This is a genomic window from Blochmannia endosymbiont of Camponotus pudorosus, from assembly GCF_059934925.1.
The window spans coordinates 598,857-625,453 of the sequence record NZ_CP011793.1; the positions used below are offsets into that span (position 1 = coordinate 598,857).

Below are 26,597 nucleotides of genomic sequence, written 5' to 3' on the forward strand. Positions count from 1 at the left end.
TTATAATTCATATATATATGAAATTTGATATATAAACAAAATACATGCATCCAATACTAAATATTGCTACACAAGCAATAAGAAAAGCTGGGAACTTTATCATTAAACGATATGAGTTAATTGACAAAAATAACACAAAATCAACAAATTGCGTACAAAATTTTTTAAACAAAATACATAATGAATCCAATCAAATTATTTCAACAATTATAAAAAAATTCTACCCTTCACATGTAATTATTAATACTTATGATCAACATGCTATAACTATTCAAGATGACAACACGACATACTGGATCATAAATTCTATAGATACCAATACTAATTTTATTAAACAATTTCCATTTTTCACTTTGTCTATTGCTGTGCAACAAAAAAAAAAAATTGAAATAGGTGTAATATATGATCCAATACATAATGAATTATTTAGTGCATGTCGAGGGAAAGGAGCTCAGTTTAACAATTATTATCGTATTCGACTACACCATCATTATAAAAATTCTTTAAAAATACCAAATAAACTTATATTCACAATAACATCATGTAACACTGATTATATAGACCATAATAATATTATAAATCTATTAAATAAATTAAATGATTTAAATCATATTATTATAGATTTTAGATGTACTGGATCTATAAATTTAGATTTAATCTATGTTGCAATGGGCCGATTAGATGGATGTTTTTTAATATCTTTAAATAAAAATATTGAATTAGCTAGTAGTTTTTTGATAATTAAAGAATCAGGGGGAATGATTATAGATTTTAATGGAAATATAATCAATGATTACTTATTTCAAGGCAACGTAATAGTCGGACACTCAAAATTAATAAAAAAAATAATACCTTTCACAAAAAAACTACTTTAGTTAATACACTTTTCATTTAAATACCAAATTTATATCTGAATATACTGGGTGTAAATTACACTTTTTTAAAACCTTATTCTTTATAGCTAAAATATTTTTTTTATTATTTATTTGAGTTAATATATCAATTATCCATTCAGATAACTCTAAAATATCATCGTTACTAAAACAACGTCTAGTAACGGCAGCGGTACCAATACGTATCCCAGAAGTTAAAAATGGGCTTTTATTATCATTAGGTATACAATTTTTATTTACAATAATATTAGCTCGTTCTAAAGCTAAACTAGCATCTTTTCCAGTAATGTTATGATTTGTTAAATCTAATACAAATAAATGATTTTTTGGCATACCAGAAATAATTTTAAAACCATTTATCAAAAATTCTTTTGCCATTATCTGAGCATTTTTCACAACTTTCTTTTGGTACTCTTTAAAATGTACAGTCATAGCTTCTTTAAAAGCTATAGCTTTAGCTGCAATAACATGAACTAAAGGACCACCTTGAGAACCAGGAAAGACAGAAGCATCTATTTTTTTATAAAATTCCAAATCACTACTACTGCTATCCTTATTATTGCAGAAATTATTTCCATTTGATAATATTAACCCTCCTCTTGGTCCAGATAAAGTTTTATGTGTAGTAGCAGTAACAATATGAGCATATGGAAGAGGACTGGGATATATCCCTGCAGCGACTAAACCTGCAATATGGGCCATATCTACAAACAAATACGCTTTAACAGAATCAGCAATTTCTCGCATTTTTCTCCAATTTACAATACCAGAATATGAAGAAAAACCACCTATTATCATCTTTGGTTTATATATTTCAGACAAATGTAATAATTGTGAATAATCAATATCTCCAGATTCGTCTAAGCCATAAAATACAGTATTATACAATTTTCCAGAAAAATTTACTTTTGATCCATGAGTTAAATGACCTCCATGCTGTAAATTCATACCTATAATAGTATCTCCAGGATTTAATAAAGCATTATAAACAGAAAAATTTGCTTGAGAACCTGAATGAGGCTGTACATTTGCATATTTAGCAGAAAACAATTTTTTAGCTCTATCTATAGCCAATTGTTCAATTAAATCAACATACTTACACCCGCCATAATAACGATTACCAGGATATCCTTCTGCATACTTATTAGTAAAAGAAGACCCTTGAGCTTTCATAGCTGAAATGCTAATATAATTTTCAGACGCAATTAATTCTATATGTTGTTCTTGTCTAAGAATTTCTTTTTTTATTATATCCCATACTTCAACATCATGATATATCATATTATTACTCTATTAAATTATACCCATTGCTTACATAAGCTAACACACAGTAACATGTAAATCAATATCATTAATCTATATAACAATTTACATAACAAACAACACATAAGAATTTTCCTATGCACTTTACAGGATAATTTATTATCCTTGTACATTTAATTAACGTTTATTTTCAAAAAATCTTTTTATTTGTTTAGAGCAAATTTTATTCAATACTCCTGTCGTAATAGCAAACCGATGATTAATCATAGAACTATCTATTAAATAATTATTCCATAATAAATCTACCCACCTTATTTTATTATCTCTTGCTCCACACACTAATCTAAAAATACGTGCATGAATCATTGCTCCAATGCACATCATGCATGGCTCCATTGTTACATATAAAGTGGTGTTTAATAAACGATAATTACCTAAAAATTTTCCACCAACACGCAACGCTATAATTTCTGCATGAGCACTAGGATCATGGTATATGACTGAAGAGTTATATCCATATCCTATAAGTCTTCCGTTATAAATTAATACCGACCCTATTGTAATATCTCCATAAAAATTAGCAAGACTAGCTAAAATTATAGCATAACGCATCCATACGATATCCATATCTAATAAATAAAACATATTATATACATTTTTATTAGTAATAATAATACATACCATCATTACATTAATAAAATGATTTATCAGAATTATTTTATTAATGCCTTATCTAATACATCTATTTTACCTATCTTTATTATAATTTTAATTATAATAAATACACAAATATATATCCATTTTAAAAATAAATATACAAAAATAATACGTTAACATTCTAAAATTACTACCGCACAAGCATACATATGAGTATCAGTTAAAGTGACATATGTCTTTTTTAAAGATAAAGACTTAGCTAACTGCGCAGCACAAGAAAATAAACGCAATACTGGTTTTCCATAGTCATCATTAAATATTTCAAATTGATTAAAAGTCACTCCATGAGTCATACCTGTTCCAAATGCTTTTGATGCTGCTTCTTTTGCAGCGAATCTTTTAGACAAAAAATGAATAGAATTATTTTTATTATAATATATTTCTAATTCTGATTTTCTAAGAATACGCTTAGCTAATTTATCTCCACTACACACTACTATTTTTTTTATCCTATTTATCTCTACTATATCTATTCCTATTCCTCGAATCACTATTCATTCTCCTCGATTCTATTAATAATCTTTTCATATCTAGAATTGCTTTAGATAATCCATCAAACATAGCTCTACTTATAATGGAATGTCCTATATTTAATTCTTTTATTTTAGTCAACATTGCAATATCCTGAACATTATTATAATTAAGTCCGTGCCCAGCATTTACTATAAGCCCACAACTATTAGCATATTTTACGCCTGTTTCTATACGTTTATACTCTATATCAGCAATTTTAATATTATTCTGATTTACAGATTCAGCATATGATCCTGTATGTAATTCAACGCACGAAGCTCCAATAACATACGCTGCATCTATTTGTTTTTCATCAGGATCTATAAACAATGAAACTCTAATTCCAATGTCTTGTAGCTTAGACACTATATCTTTTAATTTATTTATTTGATTAATTAAATTTAAACCACCCTCAGTAGTTAATTCTTGCCGTTTTTCAGGAACTAAACAACAATAATTTGGCTTTATCTCACACACAATATCGATCATTTCATCTGCTACTGATGTCTCTAAATTCATAGTAGTCTGTATAGTTTCTCGAAGTAATTTTACATCTCGATCAGTAATATGTCTTCGATCTTCTCTTAAATGTACAGTAATACCATCTATCCCTGACTGTTCTGCTATAAACGCAGCATGGACAGGATCAGGATATTGAGTGCCTCGAGAATTTCTTATAGTAGCTACATGATCAATATTTAAAGCTAATAATAAATCAGACATAACTTTATTCCACTTAAATTTTTATATAATAAAATTTAGATTTTAATTTAAACAAACCAAAATAATTCAAAAATACCAATACTCAATTAATAATAAATAATATCTATTATTTATTATTATATCCTATATATAAATTAATAATTTTTAAAACTTAAATTATCCGTATTATCATGCGATATTAATATTTTTAATGCATTTTCCGCTGCTAATTGTTCTGCTTTTCGTATACTAGATCCACAACCTATTGCTGGATCTGGCAATTGACTAACCCGACAAAATATAGTAAATACTTGATTATGCGCTTGACCTTGAACTTGATTTACATAATATATGGGTAAAGGCAACCGACGTCGTTGCAAATATTCCTGCAAACGAGTTTTAGGATCTTTCTGATTACTTTCAAAACTAATTACATTTAAATGCAGTCGATACCAATTTTTAATTAATACTTCAACAATTTTTATATTACTATCTAAAAAAATCCCTCCTATTATAGCTTCCACGGTATTAGCTAAAATAGATTTGCGTTGAAAACCTCCGCTTTTTAATTCACCCTGCCCTAATTTTAAATACTCTCCCAAATTAAATTCTTTAGCTAACATCATTAAAGTTCCAGAACATACTAAATTAGCACGTATCCTGCTCATATCTCCTTCACTAATATGATTATATCTATGATACAATACACTAGCAATCACATAATTCAATATAGAATCGCCTAAAAATTCTAACCTCTCATTATGTTGTTTACTAAAACTTCTATGAGTTAAAGCTAATATTAATAAGTCTAACTTACTAAAAAAATATCCTAATTTTCCTTGAAGGACATTAAAATCTACAAAACTCATATAAAAAACACTTAAAATTTATATGTCTCATAAATTTATATAATTTATCATTTTAAATATTAATAATCATTTATTATCTTATTTAATTTTCAGATATTTTTATTGTATTATGTTTCCTATTCTATCAAATTGTATACCAGTAGGCCATTGTCCTTCTTGTTTTTTAAAGCTCATCCAAACTATCACAGCTTTTCCGATGATATTTCCAGTAGGAACACATCCCCAATAACGACTATCTGAACTATTATCTCTATTATCGCCCATTACAAAATATTCATTTTCAGGAACAAGCCATTCAGATATTAAATGACTGGAATATTGATCATACATATCCATAAATCTAATATCTCCAGGAGAAATCATAGTTAAAATACTATGATTTAATCCATTTAGTGACTCTGTAGTTTTAATTAATCTAATTCCGGAAGAATAATCTTTTGTTGAATTTGAATCCTTAATTTTTATAAAATCTGTACTTATTGTTCCAGTTTTAGATTTATGAAAAATCTGAATAAAATCACTTAATTTGATATCACTATAAGTAATTGATAATTCTTTATTATAAACACCATTCTTTCCTATAGGAAATATTGTTAACTTCTTGCTTATTATATTATAAATTATTTTATCTCCAGGCTCTCCTATCACTCTTTTAATATAATTCAATTTTGGATCTTTAGGATATTTAAATACAACTAAATCTCCGCGCTTTGGATTGTTATTAAAATCAATTAAAGTTTTATGGCTAATAGGATCTTTAATTCCATATACAAATTTATTCACTAAAATTAAATCTCCTATTAACAAAGTAGGCATCATAGATCCAGATGGTATTTGAAATGGTTCAAAAACGAATGATCGAAATATAAAAATTGTTAACAATACCGGAAACATAGAAGATATGAATTCATATAATTTAAAAAAAAACAATAAAAATATACTAAAAATACCATTTGAATTCCAAAAATAATTTCCTATTTCTGTTAAATTTATTTTTTTAAATTTATTTCGTTTATTTATTAGCATATTTAATTTTCTTAGTATCCAAAAAACCCCTGAAACCGCTGTAATCAACATTAAAATAAAAGAAAATATATTAATCATATGTAACTCACAATAAAAATAAACATGTAATGCCTATATCAATTATTTTTGCTTAAAAGAGACAAAAAAATCCCATGCGTTAAACTCACATTACCTAATTTTTTCATTCTTTTTTTTCCTATTTTTTGATTATACAATAATTTTTTTTTTCTAGTTATATCCCCTCCATAACATTTATATGTAACATGTTTTCTTAACTGTTTTACAGTATTTCGACATATAACACGACTTCCAATAGCTGCTTGAATTGAAATATCAAACTGCTGTCTTGATATTAATGATTGCAACTTATCTATTAGTACACGACCCCGTTTTGCAGCTGTCATTCGATGTGTAATTAAAGCTAATTCATTAATACGTTGTCCATTAATTAGTATTTCTAAACATACTATATCAGATACTTGAAATCGATCGAACTTATATTCAAAAGAAGCATATCCCTTAGATATTGATTTCACTCGATCAAAAAAATTTAATATTATTTCTGACATAGGTAACTCATAAACTAAAATTACTTGATCCCCTTTATAGTTTAAAGATATTTGAACACCTCGTATTCCAACACATAATTCAATAATCCCTCCAAGATATATTTTTGGAAACACAAAACTACATAATGCGATAGGCTCACGTATCTCTTTAATATTAGTTATGGATAAAAACTTTGATGGATTATCTACAGATATTACTACATTATCAATAGTTAAAATTTCATAAATTACTTCCGGAGCAGTGATAATAAAATCCACGGAATATTCTCTTTTCAACCTTTCTTGTATAATATCCATATGTAATAAACCTAAAAATCCACAACGAAAACCTAAACCAAGATATGCAGATCTATTTGGTTCATAATGTAAAGATGCATCATTTAAACCTAATTTATATAAAGCATCAGAAAATATCTTTTGAGTCGTGGTTCCAATAGGAAATAATCCTGCATATACAAAGTGCTGAATTTTTTTAAATTTAGGCAATGGAGTTTTTGATGGATTTTCTAACAAAGTTAAAGTATCTCCTACTTCAGCTCCTGTAAAATGCTTAGAAGAACATACTAACCAACCTACTTCTCCGCAATTTAATAACTCAAGTTTTATCTGTTTTGGAGTGAATATTCCTATTTGATCTACAACATAAATTTTACCTGTACTCATAGATTTTAAAATATTACCTTTACGTATTACGCCATTTTTAACACATATTAACAATACAATACCCAAATAATTATTAAACCATGAATCAATAATTAATATTTGTAAAGGAGCATCAGGATTTCCTTGAGGAGAAGGAATATCACAAATTAAACGTTCCAATATATTAGATACACCAAATCCAGTTTTTGCAGAACATAAAATTATATCTTTTACATCAATACCAACAACATTTTGTATGTTGCTAGATATTTGATTAACATCTGCTGTTGATAAATCTATTTTATTTAAAACAACAATAGTTTTTAAATTCATTTTTATAGCAATTTGATAATTAGCTATAGTCTGTGCTTCAATTCCCTGAGATGCATCCACTACTAATAAAGCACCTTCACATGCTGCTAAAGAACGAGATACCTCATACGTGAAATCAACATGTCCAGGAGTATCAATTAAATTAAATTGATATCTTTTACCGTTCTTAGATAAATAATTTAAAGTCACATTTTGGGATTTAATAGTAATACCACGTTCTCGTTCTAATTCCATAGAATCTAAAACTTGAGATTTCATTTCACGTTCATTTAACCCTCCACAAATTTGAATGAATCGATCAGATAATGTTGATTTACCGTGATTAATATGAGCAATAATAGAAAAATTACGTATATATTTCATGTTAATATTTTTATATTTCCAATGCCAATTAAAAATGATTATATTAATAATTATAAATAATAATATTAATTGTAATAAGTTATTATTAATTTAAAATAAATACTATACTAATAAATTTTATTATATAAAATTATTTTTTATGAATCAAAAATTAACTTGGGAGCTCTTTTTATCAAAAGAAAAAAAACTTCCTTATTTTAAAAATATCTTAAATATTTTAAACCAAAAAAGTAAATTAGGGATTACTATTTATCCCAAAAAAAATGATATTTTTAATGCATTTCGTTTTACTGCATTTAAATCTGTAAAAGTCGTAATATTAGGACAAGATCCTTACCACCAACCTAATCAAGCTCATGGACTTGCGTTTTCTGTTTCTCCTGGAATTACTCCACCTCCTTCATTAAAAAATATTTATAAAGAATTATCAACTGATATCAATGGATTTATTCCACCAAAACACGGTTGCCTACAATCTTGGACTCAAGAAGGAGTGTTATTACTAAATAGCATTTTAACTGTTGAAGCAGGAAAAAGTTGTTCTCATGCAAATATTGGTTGGGAAAAATTTACCGATAAAATAATACAGATACTTAATATATATCGAAAAAATATTGTATTTTTACTGTGGGGCAATTATGCTAAAAAAAAAGGACAAATTATAGATCATCAAAAACATTATATTCTTAATTCTTCTCATCCTTCTCCTTTATCGGCTCATTATGGATTCTTAGGATGCAAACACTTCTCTAAAACCAATATATTTTTACTAAAACATAATAAAAAAATTATTAATTGGAAGTTATAAAAGCATATTTATGTGTTTAGCACAAATAACATCCATTGATAATGCATACTTATTACTAATCCTAATAATAAATAGTCAATACAAAACCTGCCTTTATGTTCAAAACACAAAGCTACCTTAAAACAAAATACTAACAATTCATTACTTTAAAAATAAAAGTTAATTATCCCATCAAAAATTAAGTACTTTTACAAATAAAATAATAATCATTAATTATATTTAATAATAAATTCTGTCTAATACTCTTCATCTTAACATTCAGATTTAGATACTGTAACCATAGCTGGACGAATCAATCTACCATTAAGCAAATATCCTTTCTGAATAATCGTTAATACTTGATTAGATTTATATTCCTTTGATTCTACTGCAGAAATTGCTTGATGTACTGCAGGATTAAATTCAACATGAACTTCATGTATAGACTCTACTCCAAACTTACGCATTGTATCTAAAAATGATTTTAAAGTCAAATCAACACCTTCCGAGATCACAGATAAATTATTATCTGTTCGATCAATGATACTTAATGTACGTTCTAAATTATCAATCACTGGTAATAATTCCAGAATAAATCTTTCTAAAGCAAATTTATGTGTCTTTTCTATTTCTTGTATATTTCGTCGACGAATATTTTCTATTTCAGCTTTAAGACGTAAAACAGTATCTCTTTCACTTTCTTTAAGCTGAGCTAATTTCATTTCCAATTTAATAATTTGATCATTTTTTAAATCAATAATATTATCCATATTGGAGGTAGATTCTGATGATTCTTCTTTTGAATTTATTGTATTAATACAAGAAATACTATCATCAAGATTATCTTTATTATTATCTGTCATGAATTTTCTCCGTTTCTTATTTATATATTTTATAATGCAATTATTATAAGGATGAATAGCAGGTATTCAATACTCATTTACAATGAATAAAAATTATCATTTATACAGAAAGGATTCAACAGCATGACTATTTCTATTTTCCATACTATTGGTCTTATAGGGAATGTTCATTACCCTCAAGCAATTAATATATATTATACTTTATACCAATGGTTATATAATCAAGGTATAAAAGTAATAATAGAACAACATATTTCCAATTTATTGCATATACGGAAAGCAATTATAGGAAATTTAGAAGATATAGGAAATCTTGCTGATTTAGCAATCATTATTGGCGGAGATGGCAATATATTAAGAGCTGCAAATATTCTTGTTCGACATAATATTAAAATTATTGGAATCAATCTAGGAACTTTAGGATTTCTTGCTGATTTAAATCCTAAATCAGCATTAACAGAATTATCAAAAATACTTTCAGGATATTTTATTAATGAAAAACGATTTTTATTAGATATAAAATTAAAAAAAAATAATACTTTATTTAAATTAGGTACTGCTGTTAATGAAGTGATTTTGCATACTAACACAATTAAGCATATAATTGCATTTAAGTTATATATTAATAATAAATTTGCCTTCTCTTCTAGATCAGATGGCTTGATTATTGCTACACCAACCGGATCTACAGCATATTCTCTTTCTGCCGGAGGTCCAATTTTGACTCCTACAACAAATGCTATTGTTTTAGTTCCAATATGTCCGCATACTTTATCATCACGTCCAATTATAGTTGATAATAAAAGTACAATTTCTTTAAAATTCTCTAAAACTATATCTAAAATAAAATTAGGATGTGATAATCAAACACCTATTGATATTTGCGGAAAAAAAGAAATTGTAGTGCAACAAAGCAATTATTTTCTTGATTTAATTCATCCAAATACTTATAACTATTTCAAAAATCTAACTTTTAAACTGGGTTGGTCAAAAAAATAATTAAATAATACAATTTAATTTGACTAAACACTACTTATTTATCATTATAGATAAATAATAAATCTTACAATATTGTTATATGTAATTAAAAATTCAAAAAAAATTGATTAAAATAATATATATTGAACTTATAAAAAAAATAAAAAAACTAAATACTATCATCCATACATATTATTATGTATGGATGATAGTATTTAGTATTAATTGTAGTTGTATTCATCAATTTAATTACTTAAATAATTTACATACAGAACAAGGATCATATCTTACAACACAAGATATCCAAAAAATTCATATCGGTATGACAAAATCTGAAATTCTTTTAAATATAAATATCACACCTACATTACAAAACTGTTTTGGATCAAACATATGGTATTATGTATACTATAATCAAAATACTAATGGTACGTTGCAATATCAAACTGCAATTTTAACATTCGATCAAAAAGATATATTAACTAATTTAAATGTATTAAGTAATATAAAAAAATGAATTAATAAGACCATTATATTTATTCATTTAAATTTGTATATACTATTAAAAATTAAAATTATTTATTAATAACAACCATATATATTTTCAGCTCTTAAAACAAATATTTTAATTATATTTTTGTATAATTTCTGAAAAGAGCAATTAAAAAGTTTTTTATTTAAAATAGATTTAAATTCATAACAAGAAATATATTCTATATTGCAAACAACATTAGTTACGGGAATAAATTTCCAGCATCCATAAAATGATTTAAATGGACTATTTACTAAAACAATTAAAATGCTTTTATTTTTTACAAAAAAATTATGAGTAATTATAGATTGCGCTATTCCTCCAGAAATTAAATGAACTTCAGCAATTAATTCAGTACTATTTTGTTGTATAATATCTACCTCTCTGCAGCCTGGAATAAATTCAGTATAAGAACTAACATCATTTACTAAATTAAACATTTGTTCTACACTGTAAGGCACAACAGATAAACATTTTATATAACACATGTTCACCTTATTTTTATGTTTATATACAATTTATTATTCAATAATAGTATTTTACAATAAACAAAACACGACAACATTTACATAGCTATACGCTCCATATTATAATATAAAAATTGATGTTTTTATTTATTAAGATAAAAAATGAACCAATCGAACTCTGATAAAATTATACATAATAAAAGTGTATACTATAAATATTCTATTGAAAAAACAATAGAATCTGGATTAGTATTATTAGGATGGGAAGTTAAATCAATACGATTTAAACAAGTAATTATTGATAATAGTTATGTGTCTTTTCAAAACCAAGAAGCGTATATGTATAATTCTTTTTTTCAAAAAAATACTAATAGTACTTCCACTTATGAAACCAATCGTACCCGAAAATTATTATTAAAAAAAAAAGAATTACTATTTTTAAAAGAACAAACTAAACGTTACAAATATACTATAGTTATTTTAAATTTATTTTGGAAAAATTCTTGGATTAAAGCTAATATTGGATTAGCTAAAGGTAAAAAAAGTTATGATAAAAGACATATTGTAAATAAAAATCAATGGAATACTGAAAAACGTAACTATATTAAATACATCAAATAGTGTTTGTATTTATATAATATTAATGATAGAATGATTCTATTGTGATAATGGGGCTGATTTTGGATTCGACGGGATATCCAAAGTTTATAGTGCATGTCGAGGGGAGATAGGCCTCGAAAAAAAATCTCAAAAAATAATTGCAAATAATAAATATACTGAATCTGTTGCATTAGCAGCTTAACCAAACTAAACCATTGGAGATTCCCTTTTTACACTTCAAATTACTCTTGATTTTAAGTGTACACACATTAATTAATATATAATATGTGTATAAAAAGGTCATAATAATAAGGGTGCTCGTAAATGTGTAGCTTTTCACACTACGTTAAGAAATAATTAAAGCTAATTGGAAATTGATAACTGATCTTAGTTTCATTTTCAATGAATGTATTTTATAAGATCTAAACATGTAGTAACTATAAGTTAAAAGAATTCTGGACGCGGGTTCGAATCCCGCCAGCTCCACCATTATTCTATTTAATGACTTAATTAATTTTTTTGAATACAAAAGTAATTATGCATTTTTTGAAATCAATTAATCTCAAATCATTTTTTGTTCTATTCATTTCCTACAACATGATATCTTTATAAAGATATCATGTTGTAGGAAATGAATAGAACTTACTTTCGATAATTAATAATAAAAAAAATCAAAAAATTATATGGATTATTTATATTTATTTGTTGCTATTATTTCAGAAGTAATTGCTACAACTTCATTAAAAGCTTCTGAAGGATTAAGTAAATTTTATCCTGCCGTTATTGTAATAATAGGTTACTCTTTATCTTTTATACTATTATCATTAGTATTACGTACTATACCAATGGGCATTGCTTATTCTTATTGGGCTGGATTAGGCATAATATTCATTACTTTTGTAGGATATTTTTTTTATAATCAAAAAATGGATGTTTATTCTATTATTGGTATTATTCTAATAATTATTGGCATCATTTTAATTAATATCTTCTCTAAAACAATACAACATTAATGATATTAAAAAATATTTATTATAAAATAATATTTATCTTTTGATAAAAAAAAATACATATAGTACTATCTGTTGATTATGATATATTTTTATAGATAGGTATGTTTCGTGCTTTATAATGTAAAAAAAAATAAAAATCAATTTGAGTGTAGTAAACACGATCAGTTTTTAATAGAATTACCAAAAATTACTCAAGAATCTAAGCATTTTAAAATTTTATATAATCCCAAAGAGTTTCATTCTGAATTATTAAATTCTATTTCTCAAGCTTGTCAACATATTTGTCTTGTTTCTTTATATTTAGAAAATGATCAAGGAGGTCAAAATATTATTAATGCTGTATTACATATCAAAAAAATTCGACCAACAATAAAAATTAAAATTATAGTTGATTGGTACAGAGCTCAAAGATCTAGATTTGGAGAATCTACGTATTACACTAATGCATATTGGTATAATGATATACTTCAAAAAAATCCAAATATTGAAATTTCAATATTTGGGATTCCAATAAATATTAATGAAGCATTAGGAGTATTACATTTAAAAGGTTTTATTATTGATGACAAAATAGTATATAGCGGAGCTAATATAAACAACGAATATTTACATATATATAATAAATATAGACATGATCGATATCATGTAATAAAAAATAAACAATTAGCTAACATTATGTTAGAATATATTGATAATATATTATTAAACTCAAAAGTTGCTAAAAATTTTAATCGAAAGAATCTTTCAAATAAATTAAGTAAAAATCATATTTTTACATTTAGAAAAAAATTAAAAAAATCTTCCTATACATATCAAAATAATGCTGATTTTAATGAATTATCGATTTCACCTTTAGTCGGTCTAGGAAAAAATAGCATACTTAATCAAACAATATATCATTTAATATCTTCGGTAAAATATAAAATAATATTATGTACCCCTTATTTCAATATACCTAATATATTAATGCGTATTATATATACTTTATTATATCAAAACAAAATTATAGAAATTATCGTAGGTGATAAAATTTCAAACGACTTTTATAACCCTAATCAAGAACACAAACCATTTAAGTTTATTAGTGCTCTACCGTATTTATATGAAGTCAATTTACGTTTTTTTTTAAAAAAACTACAAAACTTCATTGATAATAAACAACTAATTATTCGATTATGGAAAGAAGGTAATAACGGATATCACATTAAAGGAATATGGGTTGACAATGAGTGGCAATTAATCACTGGGAGTAATCTAAATCCTAGAGCTTTAAGATTTGATTTAGAAAATGCCTTATTAATTCATGATCCACTACATGAATTAACGAATCAAAAAAAACAAGAATTAAACAGAATAAAATCTTACACATATCTTATCAACCATTATACATCTTTACAAGAAATATCCGATTACCCCGTAAAAATTAAACGACTCATACTAAGAATACATAAAATTAGATTTGATAAATTAATTAAAAATTTATTATAGAATCACTCATAATACAACACAATTTATATATTTATACATATCTTTATTGTTTAAATGCTTATTATCAACATAAAAATTTCAAGTATTGCGAAGTTAAGTTCTCACGGGTCATTAGTATCGGTTAGCTCAACGCTTCACAACGCTTACACACCCGACCTATCAACGTCATCGTCTTTAACGTCCCTTCAGGAGGATAAATAAATCCTCAGGGAAGACTCATCTTGAGGCAAGTTTCCCGCTTAGATGCTTTCAGCGGTTATCTTTTCCGCACATAGCTACCGGGCAATGCCATTGGCATGACAACCCGAACACCAGAGGTGCGTCCACTCCGGTCCTCTCGTACTAGGAGCAGCCCCTCTCAATCTTCCAACGCCCACGGCAGATAGGGACCGAACTGTCTCACGACGTTCTAAACCCAGCTCGCGTACCACTTTAAATGGCGAACAGCCATACCCTTGGGACCTGCTGCAGCCCCAGGATGTGATGAGCCGACATCGAGGTGCCAAACACCGCCGTCGATATGAACTCTTGGGCGGTATTAGCCTGTTATCCCCGGAGTACCTTTTATCCGTTGAGCGATGGCCTTTCCATACAGAACCACCGGATCACTAAGACCTGCTTTCGCATCTGCTCGAACCGTCATTCTCGCAGTTAAGCTAGCTTATGCCTTTGCACTAACCTCACGATTTCCAACCGTGATTAGCTAACCTTTGTGCTCCTCCGTTACTCTTTAGGAGGAGACCGCCCCAGTCAAACTACCCACCAGACACTGTCCTTAATCCGGATAACGGATCAAAGTTAGAATATCAAATATTAAAGGGTGGTATTTCAAGGATGGCTCCATAAAAACTAGCGTCTTTACTTCTTAGCCTCCCACCTATCCTACACATCAAAATTCAAAATTCAGTATCAAGCTATAGTAAAGGTTCACGGGGTCTTTCCGTCTTGCCGCGGGTACGCCGCATCTTCACGGCGAATTCAATTTCACTGAGTCTCGGGTGGAGACAGTCTGACCATCATTACGCCATTCGTGCAGGTCGGAACTTACCCGACAAGGAATTTCGCTACCTTAGGACCGTTATAGTTACGGCCGCCGTTTACCGAGGCTTCGATCAAGAGCTTCTTTTTTTTATCAAAAAATAACCCTCTCAATTAACCTTCCGGCACCGGGCAGGCGTCACACCGTATACTTCCACTTTCGTGTTTGCACAGTGCTGTGTTTTTAATAAACAGTTGCAGCCAGCTGGTATCTTCGACTAACTTCAGCTCCAGAAGTATATATTAAATATATTCCTTTACTTACATATTAGTGTGCCTTCTCCCAAAGTTACGGCACTATTTTGCCTAGTTCCTTCACCCGAGTTCTCTCAATCGCCTTAGTATTCTCTACCTAACCACCTGTGTCGGTTTATGGTACGATTAGATATAACCTGAAGCTTAGAGGTTTTTCTTGGAAGCATAGCATCAATTCCTTCACCAACTAAATGGCTAGTCATCACATCTCAATGTATAAAGATTGGATTTTCCTAATTCTTCCATCTACTTGCTTAAACCGAGACTACCGATCCTCGGCGAACCTAGCTTTCTCCGTTACCCCATCGCAATTATATCTAGTACAGGAATATTAACCTGTTCCCCATCGATTACGCCTGTCGGCCTCACCTTAGGGGTCGACTTACCCTGCCCCGATTAACGTTGGACAGGAACCCTTAGTTTTTCGGCGAGCAGGTTTTTCACCTGCTTTATCGTTACTTATGTCAGCATTCGCACTTCTGATACCTCCAGCATGCTTTACAACACACCTTCTCAGGCTTACAGAACGCTCCCCTACCCAATAATATACTTATACAAACAATACAATATACTTTAAAAATTTATACAAAAATTCAATAAGCATACTACTGTCGCAGCTTCGGTACATGATTTAGCCCCGTTACATCTTCCGCGCAAGCCGACTCGACCAGTGAGCTATTACGCTTTCTTTAAATGATGGCTGCTTCTAAGCCAACATCCTGGCTGTCTAAGCCTTCTCACATCGTTTTCCACTTAATCATGACTTAGGGACCTTAGCTAGCGATCTGGGTTGTTTCCCTTTCCACAACGAATGTTAGCACCCGCTGTGTGTCTCCCGTAATAACATTCTTTGGTATTCGCAGTTTGCATCGAGTTGGTAGCTCGGTTTGAACCCCTAATCGAAACAGAGCTCTACCCCCAAAGATGAATTTACGAGGCGCTACCTAAATAGCTTTCGGGGAGAACCAGCTATCTCCCGGTTTGATTGGCCTTTCACCCCTAACCACAAATCATCCGCTAATTTTTCAACATTAGTCGGTTCGGTCCTCCAGTTAGCATTACCTAACCTTCAACCTGTTCATAGTTAGATCACCGGGTTTCGGGTCTATATCCTGCAACTTACAACGCCCAGTTAAGACTCGGTTTCCCTACGGCTCCCTTAATCAGTTAACCTTGCTACAGAATATAAGTCGCTGACCCATTATACAAAAGGTACGCAGTTGCAATTTATTTATTAACAAATAACAACATTAATAATTAAATTTGCTCCTACTGCTTGTACATATACGGTTTCAGGTTCTATTTCACTCCCCTAACCGGGGTTCTTTTCGCCTTTCCCTCACGGTACTAGTTCACTATCGGTCAGTCAAGAGTATTTAGCCTTGGAGGATGGTCCCCCCATCTTCAGACAAGATACCACGTGTCCCGTCCTACTCATCGAGCTTACAAATTTAAACATTTTCAGATACGGGACTATCACCCTATATTGCTGATTTTTCCAAATCATTCTCTTAATATATAAATCGTAATACTACACGCTCTGGGCTAATCCCGGTTCGCTCGCCACTACTACGGGAATCTCAATTGATTTCTTTTCCTCAGAGTACTAAGATGTTTCAGTTCCTCTGGTTTTCCTCATTTAGCTATGAATTCACTAAATGATAATGCACTATTTAAATTGCATTAGGTTTCCCCATTCGGACATTATCGGTTAATAACGCTCCAAATCAGCTCACCGATACTTTTCGCAGATCTGCACGTCCTTCTTCGCCTTTGACTGCCAAGGCATCCACCGTATACGCTTACATCACTTAACTTCGCAATACTTGAAATCTCTATCTATACTATAATAAAATTATATATAGTATCGCTTATTTTATTTATTAAAATAAAACAAATTTCTTTACTTTGCATTTTACATAATACAAAAATATATCATATCTATACATTAGATAAAAAAATTTACGTATCCAATTTGTTAAAGAACAAAAAAATAATATAAAACAAAAAAACTAATAAATACCGCTTTTCTCTATTCTAAATTATTCCTACTATTTAATTAGTTGTACTAATGTCCCCTAGGGGCTTCGAACCCCTGTTGCCGCCGTGAAAGGGCAGTGTCCTAAACCTCTAGACGAAGGGGACCTTCTATATCTAGATTAATTAATACGCAACAACCCTTTTTTCATGCAATAAAAAATTATAAACTATAATTACTTCCTTTATAAAAAGGACTATTAATTCATTTGTATTTGTAGACACTCTACTTACACACATTATCTTAAAGTAAGGAGGTGATCCAACCGCAGGTTCCCCTACGGTTACCTTGTTACGACTTCACCCCAGTCATGAATCACAAAGTGGTAAACGTCCTCCCTTTTTCAAGGGTTAAACAACTCACTTCTTTTGCAACCCACTTCCATGGTGTGACGGGCGGTGTGTACAAGGCCCGGGAACGTATTCACCGTGACATTCTGATCCACGATTACTAGCGATTCCGACTTCATGGAGTCGAGTTGCAGACTCCAATCCGGACTAAGACGCACTTTATGAGGTTTGCTAACTTTCGCAAGATCGCTTCTCTTTGTATGCGCCATTGTAGCACGTTTGTAGCCCTACTCATAAGGGCCATGATGACTTGACGTCATCCTCACCTTCCTCCGGTTTATCACCGGCAGTCTCCTTTGAGTTCCCGACTTTACTCGATGGCAACAAAGGATAAGGGTTGCGCTCGTTGCGGGACTTAACCCAACATTTCACAACACGAGCTGACGACAGCCATGCAGCACCTGTCTCAAAGTTCCCGAAGGCACCCATATATCTCTATATGGTTCTTTGGATGTCAAGAGTAGGTAAGGTTCTTCGTGTTGCATCGAATTAAACCACATGCTCCACCGCTTGTGCGGGCCCCCGTCAATTCATTTGAGTTTTAACCTTGCGGTCGTACTCCCCAGGCGGTCGATTTAACGCGTTAGCTCCGAAAGCCATAACTCAAAGTCACAACCTTCAAATCGACATCGTTTACAGCATGGACTACCAGGGTATCTAATCCTGTTTGCTCCCCATGCTTTCGTACCTGAGTGTCAGTTTTCGCCCAGGGGGCCGCCTTCGCCACTGGTATTCCTCCAGATCTCTACGCATTTCACCGCTACACCTGGAATTCTACCCCCCTCTACGAAACTCTAGTCTATCAGTTTCAAATGCAGTTCCTAAGTTAAGCTCAGGGATTTCACATCTGACTAAATAAACCACCTACGTACTCTTTACGCCCAGTAATTCCGATTAACGCTTGCACCCTCCGTATTACCGCGGCTGCTGGCACGGAGTTAGCCGGTGCTTCTTATATAGGTAACGTCAATTAATTTTGGTATTAACAAAACTAAATTCTTCCCTATTGAAAGTGCTTTACAACCCTAAGGCCTTCTTCACACACACGGTATAGCTGCATCAGGGTTTCCCCCATTGTGCAATATTCCCCACTGCTGCCTCCCGTAGGAGTCTGGACCGTATCTCAGTTCCAGTGTGGCTGGTCGTTCTCTCAAACCAACTAAGGATCGTCGCCTAGGTAAGCCATTACCTCACCTACTAGCTAATCCTGTCTGGGTTCATCCAACGGCATAAGGCCTATTTCGATTCATTCCCTTATATCATAAAATGATACAAAATAATAAAAAACAAGTCCCCTACTTTGGTCTCATCGACTTTACGCGGTATTAGCTATTGTTTCCAACAGTTATCCCCCTCCATTAGGTAGATCCCCAGATTTTACTCACCCGTTCGCCGCTCGCCAGACAAAATACATATTTTATCATTTACAACAAAACATGCATCTCCCGTTTGCCGCTCGACTTGCATGTGTTAAGCTTACCGTCAGCGTTCAATCTGAGCCATGATCAAACTCTTCAATTTTAAAAACTAACACACCATTCCTTAATTAATTACAGAATGGCAATTATAAAACCCATTCACTTTATTTTGCAATTTATTCAAATGCATACGTTCAAGTGTCTACACAAACCGCTTTCCTATTCTATCCTGCTTTCAAAATAAAAAACTTCTTTTCTTCCAAAAACTTCTTAAATTACCTTCTCCATATCATAAAACATTCATCACAAATTTCAATTATTATTAAACAATATAGAGTTTTTCATTATTAACACACTTCATTAATACTGTCAACAATATTTATATAACTTCTTTATCTTTAAAAAAAAATTAATAAATTACAAGTTTACAATAAGATAATAAATTATTTTTAATTTAACCTATCTATTAATTTCATAGTACTATACTTCTTTTCTTATAAAAATTAATAATTTTAAATACTTTACAATAATGATTATAAACGCATATTAATACTCAATAATATATATTATTAACAATAACTTAATAAATAGGAAGACAATTACCATGTCATCATTATTACTTATCCATCAAGCACTCATTAGTGTATTTGATAAATCTGGTTTGCTAGATTTTTCAAGATTCTTATCCAAACAAGGAATACAATTACTATCTACTGAAGGTACAGCGCACATGCTGACAAATTCTGGACTTAAAGTATACAAAATATCCAATTATACTAAATTTCCTGAAATTATGAATGGACGAGTTAAAACATTACATCACAAAATATCTGCTGGAATATTAAGTAGAAAAGAATTAGACGATGCTACTATGCGCAAATATAATATACGTCCTATCGATATGGTAATAGTAAACTTTTACCCCTTTGATAAAATGTTTAAAAAAAATGATCACTATTGCGATTCAGATAAAATATTAGAATACATAGATATTGGCGGACCTCATATGGTAAGAGCAGCTGCAAAAAATTATAAAAACACAGTTGTTATAACAAGCCATCATGATTATAAAATGATCTTAAATGAAATGATTATACATAATGGTTCCATTAGTTTAAAAACTAGATTGACACTCGCTCAAAAAGCATTTACATACATAACTAAATATGATTCCATAATCTTAGATTACTTTAACAAAAAATCAAAAAAATACCTTAACTTTAATAAAGCTATTTCTCAAAATACTAATAAAAATATTCCAATTTTAAATCATCCAGAATTTCCTGAAATTATAAATTGTATGAATTTAAAATTTATAAAAAAACAAAATATGCGATATGGCGAAAATCCACATCAACGTGCTGCATTATATCAAGAAGAACAATACTCTCAACAAAAAACAACTGGTTTTGTAGTTACTGCAAAACAACTTCAAGGAAAACCATTATCTTATAATAATATTATGGACATGGATACTGCTTTAGAATGTGTAAAAATGTTTAGTCACCCAACTTGCGTAATCGTTAAACATACAAATCCATGTGGTGTTGCAACAGCTGACAATATTAACACTGCCTACCATAAAGCTTATCAAGCAGATCCTATATCTGCATTTGGAGGAATCGTTGCTTTTAACCAATCTCTAAAAGATAAAAAAACCGCAGAATCTATTGTTCAACAACACTTTGTAGAAGCAATTATTGCTCCAGATATTGATCAAGATTGTCTTCAAATTTTATCTACAAAAAAAAACATAAGAGTATTAAAATCAGGTATGTGGAAAAATTCTAGCATTTCATCAACAAACACAACAAATAATATAGATTTTAAACGAATTTCAGGAGGTTTATTAATACAAGATTATAATCTTAATATTAAAAACGATTTAAAAAAAATAGAAGTAGTAACTACTTCTCATCCTACTGATCAAGAAATGAAAGACTTATTATTTTGTTGGACGATAGTAAAATTTGTTAAATCTAATGCTATAGTGTGTGGTAAAAATTATCAAACCACTGGAATAGGAACAGGACAAATGAACAGAGCATTCTCTGTAAAAATAGCAACTTCTTTAAAAGAGCATCATATATCAAGCAATATAAAAGGATCTGTTTTAGCTTCTGATGCTTTTTTCCCATTTCCAGATGGAATACTCATAGCTGCTGAAATGGGAATCCGTTGCATTATACAGCCAGGAGGATCTATTCGAGATAAATCAATTATAAAAGCAGCTAATAACCATAACATTGCTATGATTTTCACTCATATTAGACATTTTAGACATTAAATATTTATGCTAAATCTTTTAATTTTTCTTTTTTTAAAATTTAATATTTATTAAAATTATTATAACATAAATACAAATCTAATTTACTAAAAACACTTTAATAGCCTATTCAATTTATTTTCCATAATACAACAACAAATTAATCTTAAAAAAAAATTAAAATAAAATATTAAAAATGAATATTATATTAATTTCCATTAATCATTATTGATATTAAGCTGTATACTAACTACGTAGCATTCAACAATTCAGTTAAATTTGCAGATGCTTCATCCGCTGTTACTGAAATAATCTCAGGTTTAATCATCTTTGTATTAATAATATCTTCATTATATTTTTTATTAACAGGATAACGTTTTAATATACGCTCCTGATGATAAGCATACCCAGTTCCAGCCGGAATTAAACGTCCAACAATTACATTTTCCTTCAGCCCTTTTAAATCATCTCTTTTTCCAGCCACAGAAGATTCTGTTAATACACGAGTTGTCTCTTGAAAAGATGCTGCAGATATAAATGATTCTGTAGCTAATGATGCTTTAGTGATACCTAATAAAATACGCACAAACTCAGCCTTTAATTTCCCTTCACTTTCCAATCGTCTATTAGCAATTTTAATACGAGAATACTCTACTTGTTCTCCTATTAAAAAATCTGAATTACCAGATTGAGTAATTATAGCTTTTCTTAACATCTGTTTAATAATGACTTCTATATGCTTATCATTAATTTTTACTCCCTGTAATCGATAAACTTCTTGAACTTCATTTACAATATAACTAGTAACAGCATGTATTCCTCTTAATCTTAAAATATCATGAGGAGACTCCGGACCATCAGAAATCACATCTCCTCGATCTACATATTCCCCTTCAAAAACATTCAAATGACGCCATTTAGGAATCATTTCTTCATAACTGTCTCCATTCTCACCATCTACAGAAGAAATCATTAATCGACGTTTTCCTTTAGTTTCTTTGCCAAAAGAAATTACTCCACTAACTTCTGCCAAAATCGCAGATTCTTTCGGTCGACGCGCTTCAAACAAATCAGCAACTCTAGGTAATCCACCAGTAATATCTCTAGTTCCACTAGTTTCATGAGGTAATCTAGCTAATACATCTCCAGATACAACTCTAGATCCGTCAACCAATTGCACTACACTCCTTCCAGGTAAAAAATATTGAGCTGAAATATCTGAACTTATCACAAGAACATCATCGCCATCACTATCTACGATTTTTATAGCAGGTCTTAAATCTTTAGCGCTACTCACCCGTTCAGAAGTATCCAATACTACAATAGAAGTTAATCCAGTTAACTCATCAGTTTGATTTACAACACTTTGACCATCTATCATATCAACAAATTTAACAAACCCACTTACTTCTGAAATTACTGGCATAGTATGAGGATCCCAATAAGCTACTACTTCTCCGCTAATCGCTAATTCCCCATCTTTTTTTATTACTGTAGATCCATACGGTATTTTATAACTTTCCTTAGTTCTATCAAAATCATCTACAATTTTTAATTCAGCATGCCTAGAAGTAATAACAAGTTTTCCTTGACTATTTAAAACAAATTTAATATTCTTCAGACGAATAGTCCCTTTATTTTTAATTTGAATACTAGACTCTGATGCCACACGAGAAGCAGCCCCACCAATATGAAAAGTACGCATCGTCAACTGAGTACCTGGCTCTCCTATAGATTGAGCGGCTATCACCCCTATTGCTTCACCTTTATTAACTAATTGTCCTCTAGCTAAATCACGACCGTAACATCTTGCGCACACCCCAAAATCTGTATCACATGTCACAACAGATCGAACTTTCACTATATCCACAGAATACTTATCCAATACATCACACCAAAATTCATCCAACAAAGTATTACGTTTAATTAAAATTCCAGTTCTATCACCATCACTTGTTGATTCAAATACATCATCCAACAATACTCTGCCTAACACACGTTCCCTTAAAGACTCTTTTACATCACCTCCCTCAATAATAGCGCTCATAGTAATTCCAGAAAAAGTATTACAATCATCCTGAGTAACCACTAAATCTTGAGCAACATCTACTAAACGACGAGTCAAATAACCAGAATTTGCAGTTTTTAAAGCAGTATCAGCTAATCCCTTTCGAGCTCCATGTGTAGAAATAAAATACTGCAATACATTTAATCCTTCTCTAAAATTCGCAGTAATAGGAGTCTCAATAATTGACCCATCCGGTTTAGCCATCAAACCCCTCATTCCTGCAAGTTGTCTAATTTGAGCAGCTGATCCTCTGGCTCCAGAATCTGCCATCATAAAAATATTATTAAAAGACGCTTGAATCTCTTTCTCTCCACTGCTATTTATTACGGTTTCAGTTGCTAAATTATCCATCATCGCTTTAGATACTCGCTCATTAGCTGAAGCCCAAATATCAATAACTTTATTATAACGCTCTCCAGCAGTTACCAATCCTGTTTGAAATTGTTCTTGAATCTCTGATACTTCAGATTCTGCCGCATTAATTATATCAACTTTTTTAACAGGAATAATCATATCATCAATTCCTACAGAAGCCCCAGAACGAGCAGCATATAAAAATCCAGTATACATAATTTGATCAGCAAAAATTACAGTAGATTTCAAACCTAATAGTCTATAACAATAATTTAACATGACAGATATAGATTTTTTTCCTAAAACTTGATTAACTAAAGAAAAAGGTAACCCTTTTGGAACTATCATCCAAAAAATTGCACGACCTATTGTACTATCAACAAAACTTTTCTTACTTACCCACATGCCATTTTCTTTTAAATCATACTCAACTATACGAATTCTAATTTTCGCATGTAATTCTGCTATACCTAAACTATATAATCGCTCTGCCTCTTTTGCGCTAGATAATACCATTCCCTCTCCTTTAGCATTAATACGTTCTCGGGTCATATAATATAAACCTAATACTACATCTTGAGATGGTACAATAATAGGCTCACCATTAGCGGGAGATAAAATATTATTAGTAGACATCATTAACGCTCTAGCTTCTAGCTGAGCCTCTAAAGTCAACGGCACATGTACTGCCATCTGATCTCCATCAAAATCTGCATTATAAGCAGCACAAACTAATGGATGCAATTGAATGGCCTTACCCTCTATCAAAATCGGTTCAAACGCTTGAATACCTAACCTATGTAATGTAGGAGCTCTATTCAACATAATTGGATGCTCTTTAATCACATCTTCAAGAATATCCCACACCACTGATTCTTCCCTATCTACCATTTTTTTTGCAGCTTTAATCGTACTAGCTAATCCCTTTAATTCCAACTGCCCATAAATAAATGGCTTAAATAACTCTAAAGCCATTTTTTTTGGTAATCCACATTGATGTAATTTAAGATATGGACCAACAGTAATTACTGATCTTCCAGAATAATCCACACGTTTTCCTAATAAATTTTGACGAAAACGACCTTGTTTTCCTTTAATCATATCTGCTAAAGATTTTAAAGGACGTTTATTAGCTCCAGTAATCGCTCTTCCTCTACGTCCATTGTCTAATAAAGCATCTACTGCTTCTTGTAACATTCTTTTTTCATTACGTACTATAATTTCTGGGGCAGATAAATCTAATAAACGTTTTAACCTATTATTGCGATTAATCACCCTGCGATATAAATCATTTAAATCAGAAGTCGCAAAACGACCTCCATCTAATGGAACTAATGGTCTTAAATCAGGAGGAAGCACTGGTAACACACTTAATACCATCCATTCTGGTTTATTATTAGAATATAAAAACGACTCAATTAACTTTATCCTTTTAGATATTTTTTTACGCTTGGTTTCTGAATGATTCTCTTCTAACAATTCTCTTAAATACTCACATTCATTTTTTAAATTTATATTCTTTAACAAAATTTGAATTGCTTCTGCCCCCATTTTAGCTTCAAATTCATCACCAAATTCTTCTAAAGCATCTAAATATTCTTCTTCTGTCAAAATTTGACGACATTCTAAGCTAGTCATCCCACCTTCAACCACTACATATGATTCAAAATACAAAACACGTTCAATATCTCGTAATGGCATATCTAATAACAAACCAATACGAGATGGCAATGATTTCAAAAACCAAATGTGTGCTGTGGGTGAAGCTAATTCTATATGACCCATGCGCTCTCGACGAACTTTACTTTGAGTTACTTCAACGCCACATTTTTCACACACTACCCCTCTATGTTTTAATCGTTTATATTTACCACATAAACATTCGTAATCTTTAATAGGACCAAAAATCCGAGCGCAAAACAAACCATCCCGTTCAGGTTTAAAAGTTCTATAATTAATAGTTTCTGGTTTTCTCACTTCTCCAAATGACCATGATCTAATCATATCTGGAGAAGCGAGTTCAATCTTAATCGCATTAAATCCCTCTATTTTGCTTGTATTATGTGTCTTATTAAAAAAACTAAATAAATCTTTCACAACTATCCCTTATTGATAATCATATTACATCACAATTATACGTTAATTATCTCACTCATTTATATGTGCGTACTAGTACAAATACATCCATACCT

18 protein-coding genes, 1 tRNA gene, 2 rRNA genes and 1 other RNA gene are annotated in these 26,597 nt (G+C 30.4%); 9 read left to right on the forward strand and 13 right to left on the reverse strand.

The window, feature by feature from the left end:
* Positions 1-44: 44 nt before the first annotated feature.
* Complete coding sequence (locus Bpudo544_RS02705) at positions 45-875, forward strand: inositol monophosphatase family protein (RefSeq protein ID WP_500825246.1); 831 nt, start codon at positions 45-47, stop codon at positions 873-875.
* A 12-nt stretch (positions 876-887) separates the two neighbouring features.
* On the opposite strand, the gene glyA is transcribed toward Bpudo544_RS02705, so the two are convergent.
* The 7 genes from glyA to lepA form a co-directional block, all read right to left on the reverse strand.
* Entirely contained in the window at positions 888-2,174 is a 1,287-nt protein-coding gene (glyA, locus tag Bpudo544_RS02710) for a serine hydroxymethyltransferase (protein WP_500825247.1), read from the reverse strand.
* 159 nt (positions 2,175-2,333) lie between these two features.
* Positions 2,334-2,801: a tRNA adenosine(34) deaminase TadA gene (gene tadA, locus Bpudo544_RS02715; protein ID WP_500825248.1), complete on the reverse strand. Its 468-nt coding sequence runs from the start codon at positions 2,799-2,801 to the stop codon at positions 2,334-2,336.
* A gap of 185 nt (positions 2,802-2,986) precedes the next feature.
* Positions 2,987-3,367 (reverse strand): holo-ACP synthase, encoded by a 381-nt coding sequence (gene acpS / locus Bpudo544_RS02720; RefSeq protein WP_500825648.1) that lies wholly within the window; start codon positions 3,365-3,367, stop codon positions 2,987-2,989.
* On the reverse strand, positions 3,324-4,109 hold the full coding sequence (gene pdxJ, locus Bpudo544_RS02725; protein WP_500825249.1) for a pyridoxine 5'-phosphate synthase: 786 nt from the start codon (positions 4,107-4,109) through the stop codon (positions 3,324-3,326). The genes acpS and pdxJ overlap by 44 nt, the downstream gene beginning before the upstream one ends.
* Positions 4,110-4,243: 134 nt before the next feature.
* A complete protein-coding gene (gene rnc, locus Bpudo544_RS02730; RefSeq protein ID WP_500825250.1) occupies positions 4,244-4,957 on the reverse strand; it encodes a ribonuclease III in 714 nt (237 codons plus the stop codon).
* Between the two features lie 99 nt (positions 4,958-5,056).
* Complete coding sequence (lepB, locus tag Bpudo544_RS02735) at positions 5,057-6,061, reverse strand: signal peptidase I (RefSeq protein WP_500825251.1); 1,005 nt, start codon at positions 6,059-6,061, stop codon at positions 5,057-5,059.
* 38 nt (positions 6,062-6,099) lie between these two features.
* Entirely contained in the window at positions 6,100-7,890 is a 1,791-nt protein-coding gene (lepA, locus tag Bpudo544_RS02740; protein ID WP_500825252.1) for a translation elongation factor 4, read from the reverse strand.
* A 139-nt stretch (positions 7,891-8,029) separates the two neighbouring features.
* On the opposite strand from lepA, the gene ung reads away from it, so the two are divergent.
* Entirely contained in the window at positions 8,030-8,698 is a 669-nt protein-coding gene (ung, locus tag Bpudo544_RS02745) for a uracil-DNA glycosylase (RefSeq protein WP_500825253.1), read from the forward strand.
* Between the two features lie 251 nt (positions 8,699-8,949).
* Here the strand turns inward: ung and grpE are convergent, their stop codons facing one another.
* Positions 8,950-9,540, reverse strand: coding sequence for a nucleotide exchange factor GrpE (gene grpE / locus Bpudo544_RS02750; RefSeq protein ID WP_500825254.1), 591 nt, complete (start codon positions 9,538-9,540; stop codon positions 8,950-8,952).
* A gap of 123 nt (positions 9,541-9,663) precedes the next feature.
* Here grpE and nadK point away from each other — a divergent pair, with 123 nt between their 5' ends.
* Together nadK and bamE are read left to right on the forward strand one after the other, a co-directional pair.
* Positions 9,664-10,539: an NAD(+) kinase gene (nadK, locus tag Bpudo544_RS02755; protein ID WP_500825255.1), complete on the forward strand. Its 876-nt coding sequence runs from the start codon at positions 9,664-9,666 to the stop codon at positions 10,537-10,539.
* A 184-nt stretch (positions 10,540-10,723) separates the two neighbouring features.
* Positions 10,724-11,035, forward strand: a complete 312-nt coding sequence (gene bamE / locus Bpudo544_RS02760; protein ID WP_500825256.1) for an outer membrane protein assembly factor BamE domain-containing protein — start codon at positions 10,724-10,726, stop codon at positions 11,033-11,035.
* Positions 11,036-11,100: 65 nt separating this feature from the next.
* Here bamE and Bpudo544_RS02765 read toward each other — a convergent pair whose 3' ends face one another.
* Complete coding sequence (locus tag Bpudo544_RS02765; protein ID WP_500825257.1) at positions 11,101-11,538, reverse strand: type II toxin-antitoxin system RatA family toxin; 438 nt, start codon at positions 11,536-11,538, stop codon at positions 11,101-11,103.
* A gap of 141 nt (positions 11,539-11,679) precedes the next feature.
* Here Bpudo544_RS02765 and smpB point away from each other — a divergent pair, with 141 nt between their 5' ends.
* From smpB to pssA, 4 genes are all read left to right on the forward strand, one after another.
* On the forward strand, positions 11,680-12,138 hold the full coding sequence (smpB, locus tag Bpudo544_RS02770) for an SsrA-binding protein SmpB (protein WP_500825258.1): 459 nt from the start codon (positions 11,680-11,682) through the stop codon (positions 12,136-12,138).
* A gap of 49 nt (positions 12,139-12,187) precedes the next feature.
* Positions 12,188-12,606, forward strand: a transfer-messenger RNA (tmRNA) gene (gene ssrA, locus Bpudo544_RS02775).
* Between the two features lie 194 nt (positions 12,607-12,800).
* On the forward strand, positions 12,801-13,130 hold the full coding sequence (locus Bpudo544_RS02780; protein WP_500825259.1) for a DMT family transporter: 330 nt from the start codon (positions 12,801-12,803) through the stop codon (positions 13,128-13,130).
* A gap of 108 nt (positions 13,131-13,238) precedes the next feature.
* Positions 13,239-14,618, forward strand: coding sequence for a CDP-diacylglycerol--serine O-phosphatidyltransferase (gene pssA / locus Bpudo544_RS02785; RefSeq protein ID WP_500825260.1), 1,380 nt, complete (start codon positions 13,239-13,241; stop codon positions 14,616-14,618).
* Between the two features lie 90 nt (positions 14,619-14,708).
* On the opposite strand, the gene Bpudo544_RS02790 is transcribed toward pssA, so the two are convergent.
* From Bpudo544_RS02790 to Bpudo544_RS02800, 3 genes are all read right to left on the reverse strand, one after another.
* A 23S ribosomal RNA gene (locus Bpudo544_RS02790) occupies positions 14,709-17,727 on the reverse strand.
* 256 nt (positions 17,728-17,983) lie between these two features.
* Positions 17,984-18,056, reverse strand: a tRNA-Glu gene (locus Bpudo544_RS02795).
* Positions 18,057-18,198: 142 nt separating this feature from the next.
* Positions 18,199-19,820 (reverse strand): 16S ribosomal RNA (locus Bpudo544_RS02800).
* The 16S and 23S rRNA genes sit together here with 1 tRNA gene alongside, the layout of an rRNA operon.
* A gap of 501 nt (positions 19,821-20,321) precedes the next feature.
* Here Bpudo544_RS02800 and purH point away from each other — a divergent pair.
* Positions 20,322-22,004, forward strand: coding sequence for a bifunctional phosphoribosylaminoimidazolecarboxamide formyltransferase/IMP cyclohydrolase (gene purH / locus Bpudo544_RS02805; RefSeq protein ID WP_500825261.1), 1,683 nt, complete (start codon positions 20,322-20,324; stop codon positions 22,002-22,004).
* 229 nt (positions 22,005-22,233) lie between these two features.
* Here purH and rpoC read toward each other — a convergent pair whose 3' ends face one another.
* Positions 22,234-26,502, reverse strand: a complete 4,269-nt coding sequence (rpoC, locus tag Bpudo544_RS02810) for a DNA-directed RNA polymerase subunit beta' (RefSeq protein WP_500825262.1) — start codon at positions 26,500-26,502, stop codon at positions 22,234-22,236.
* Positions 26,503-26,597: the final 95 nt, after the last annotated feature.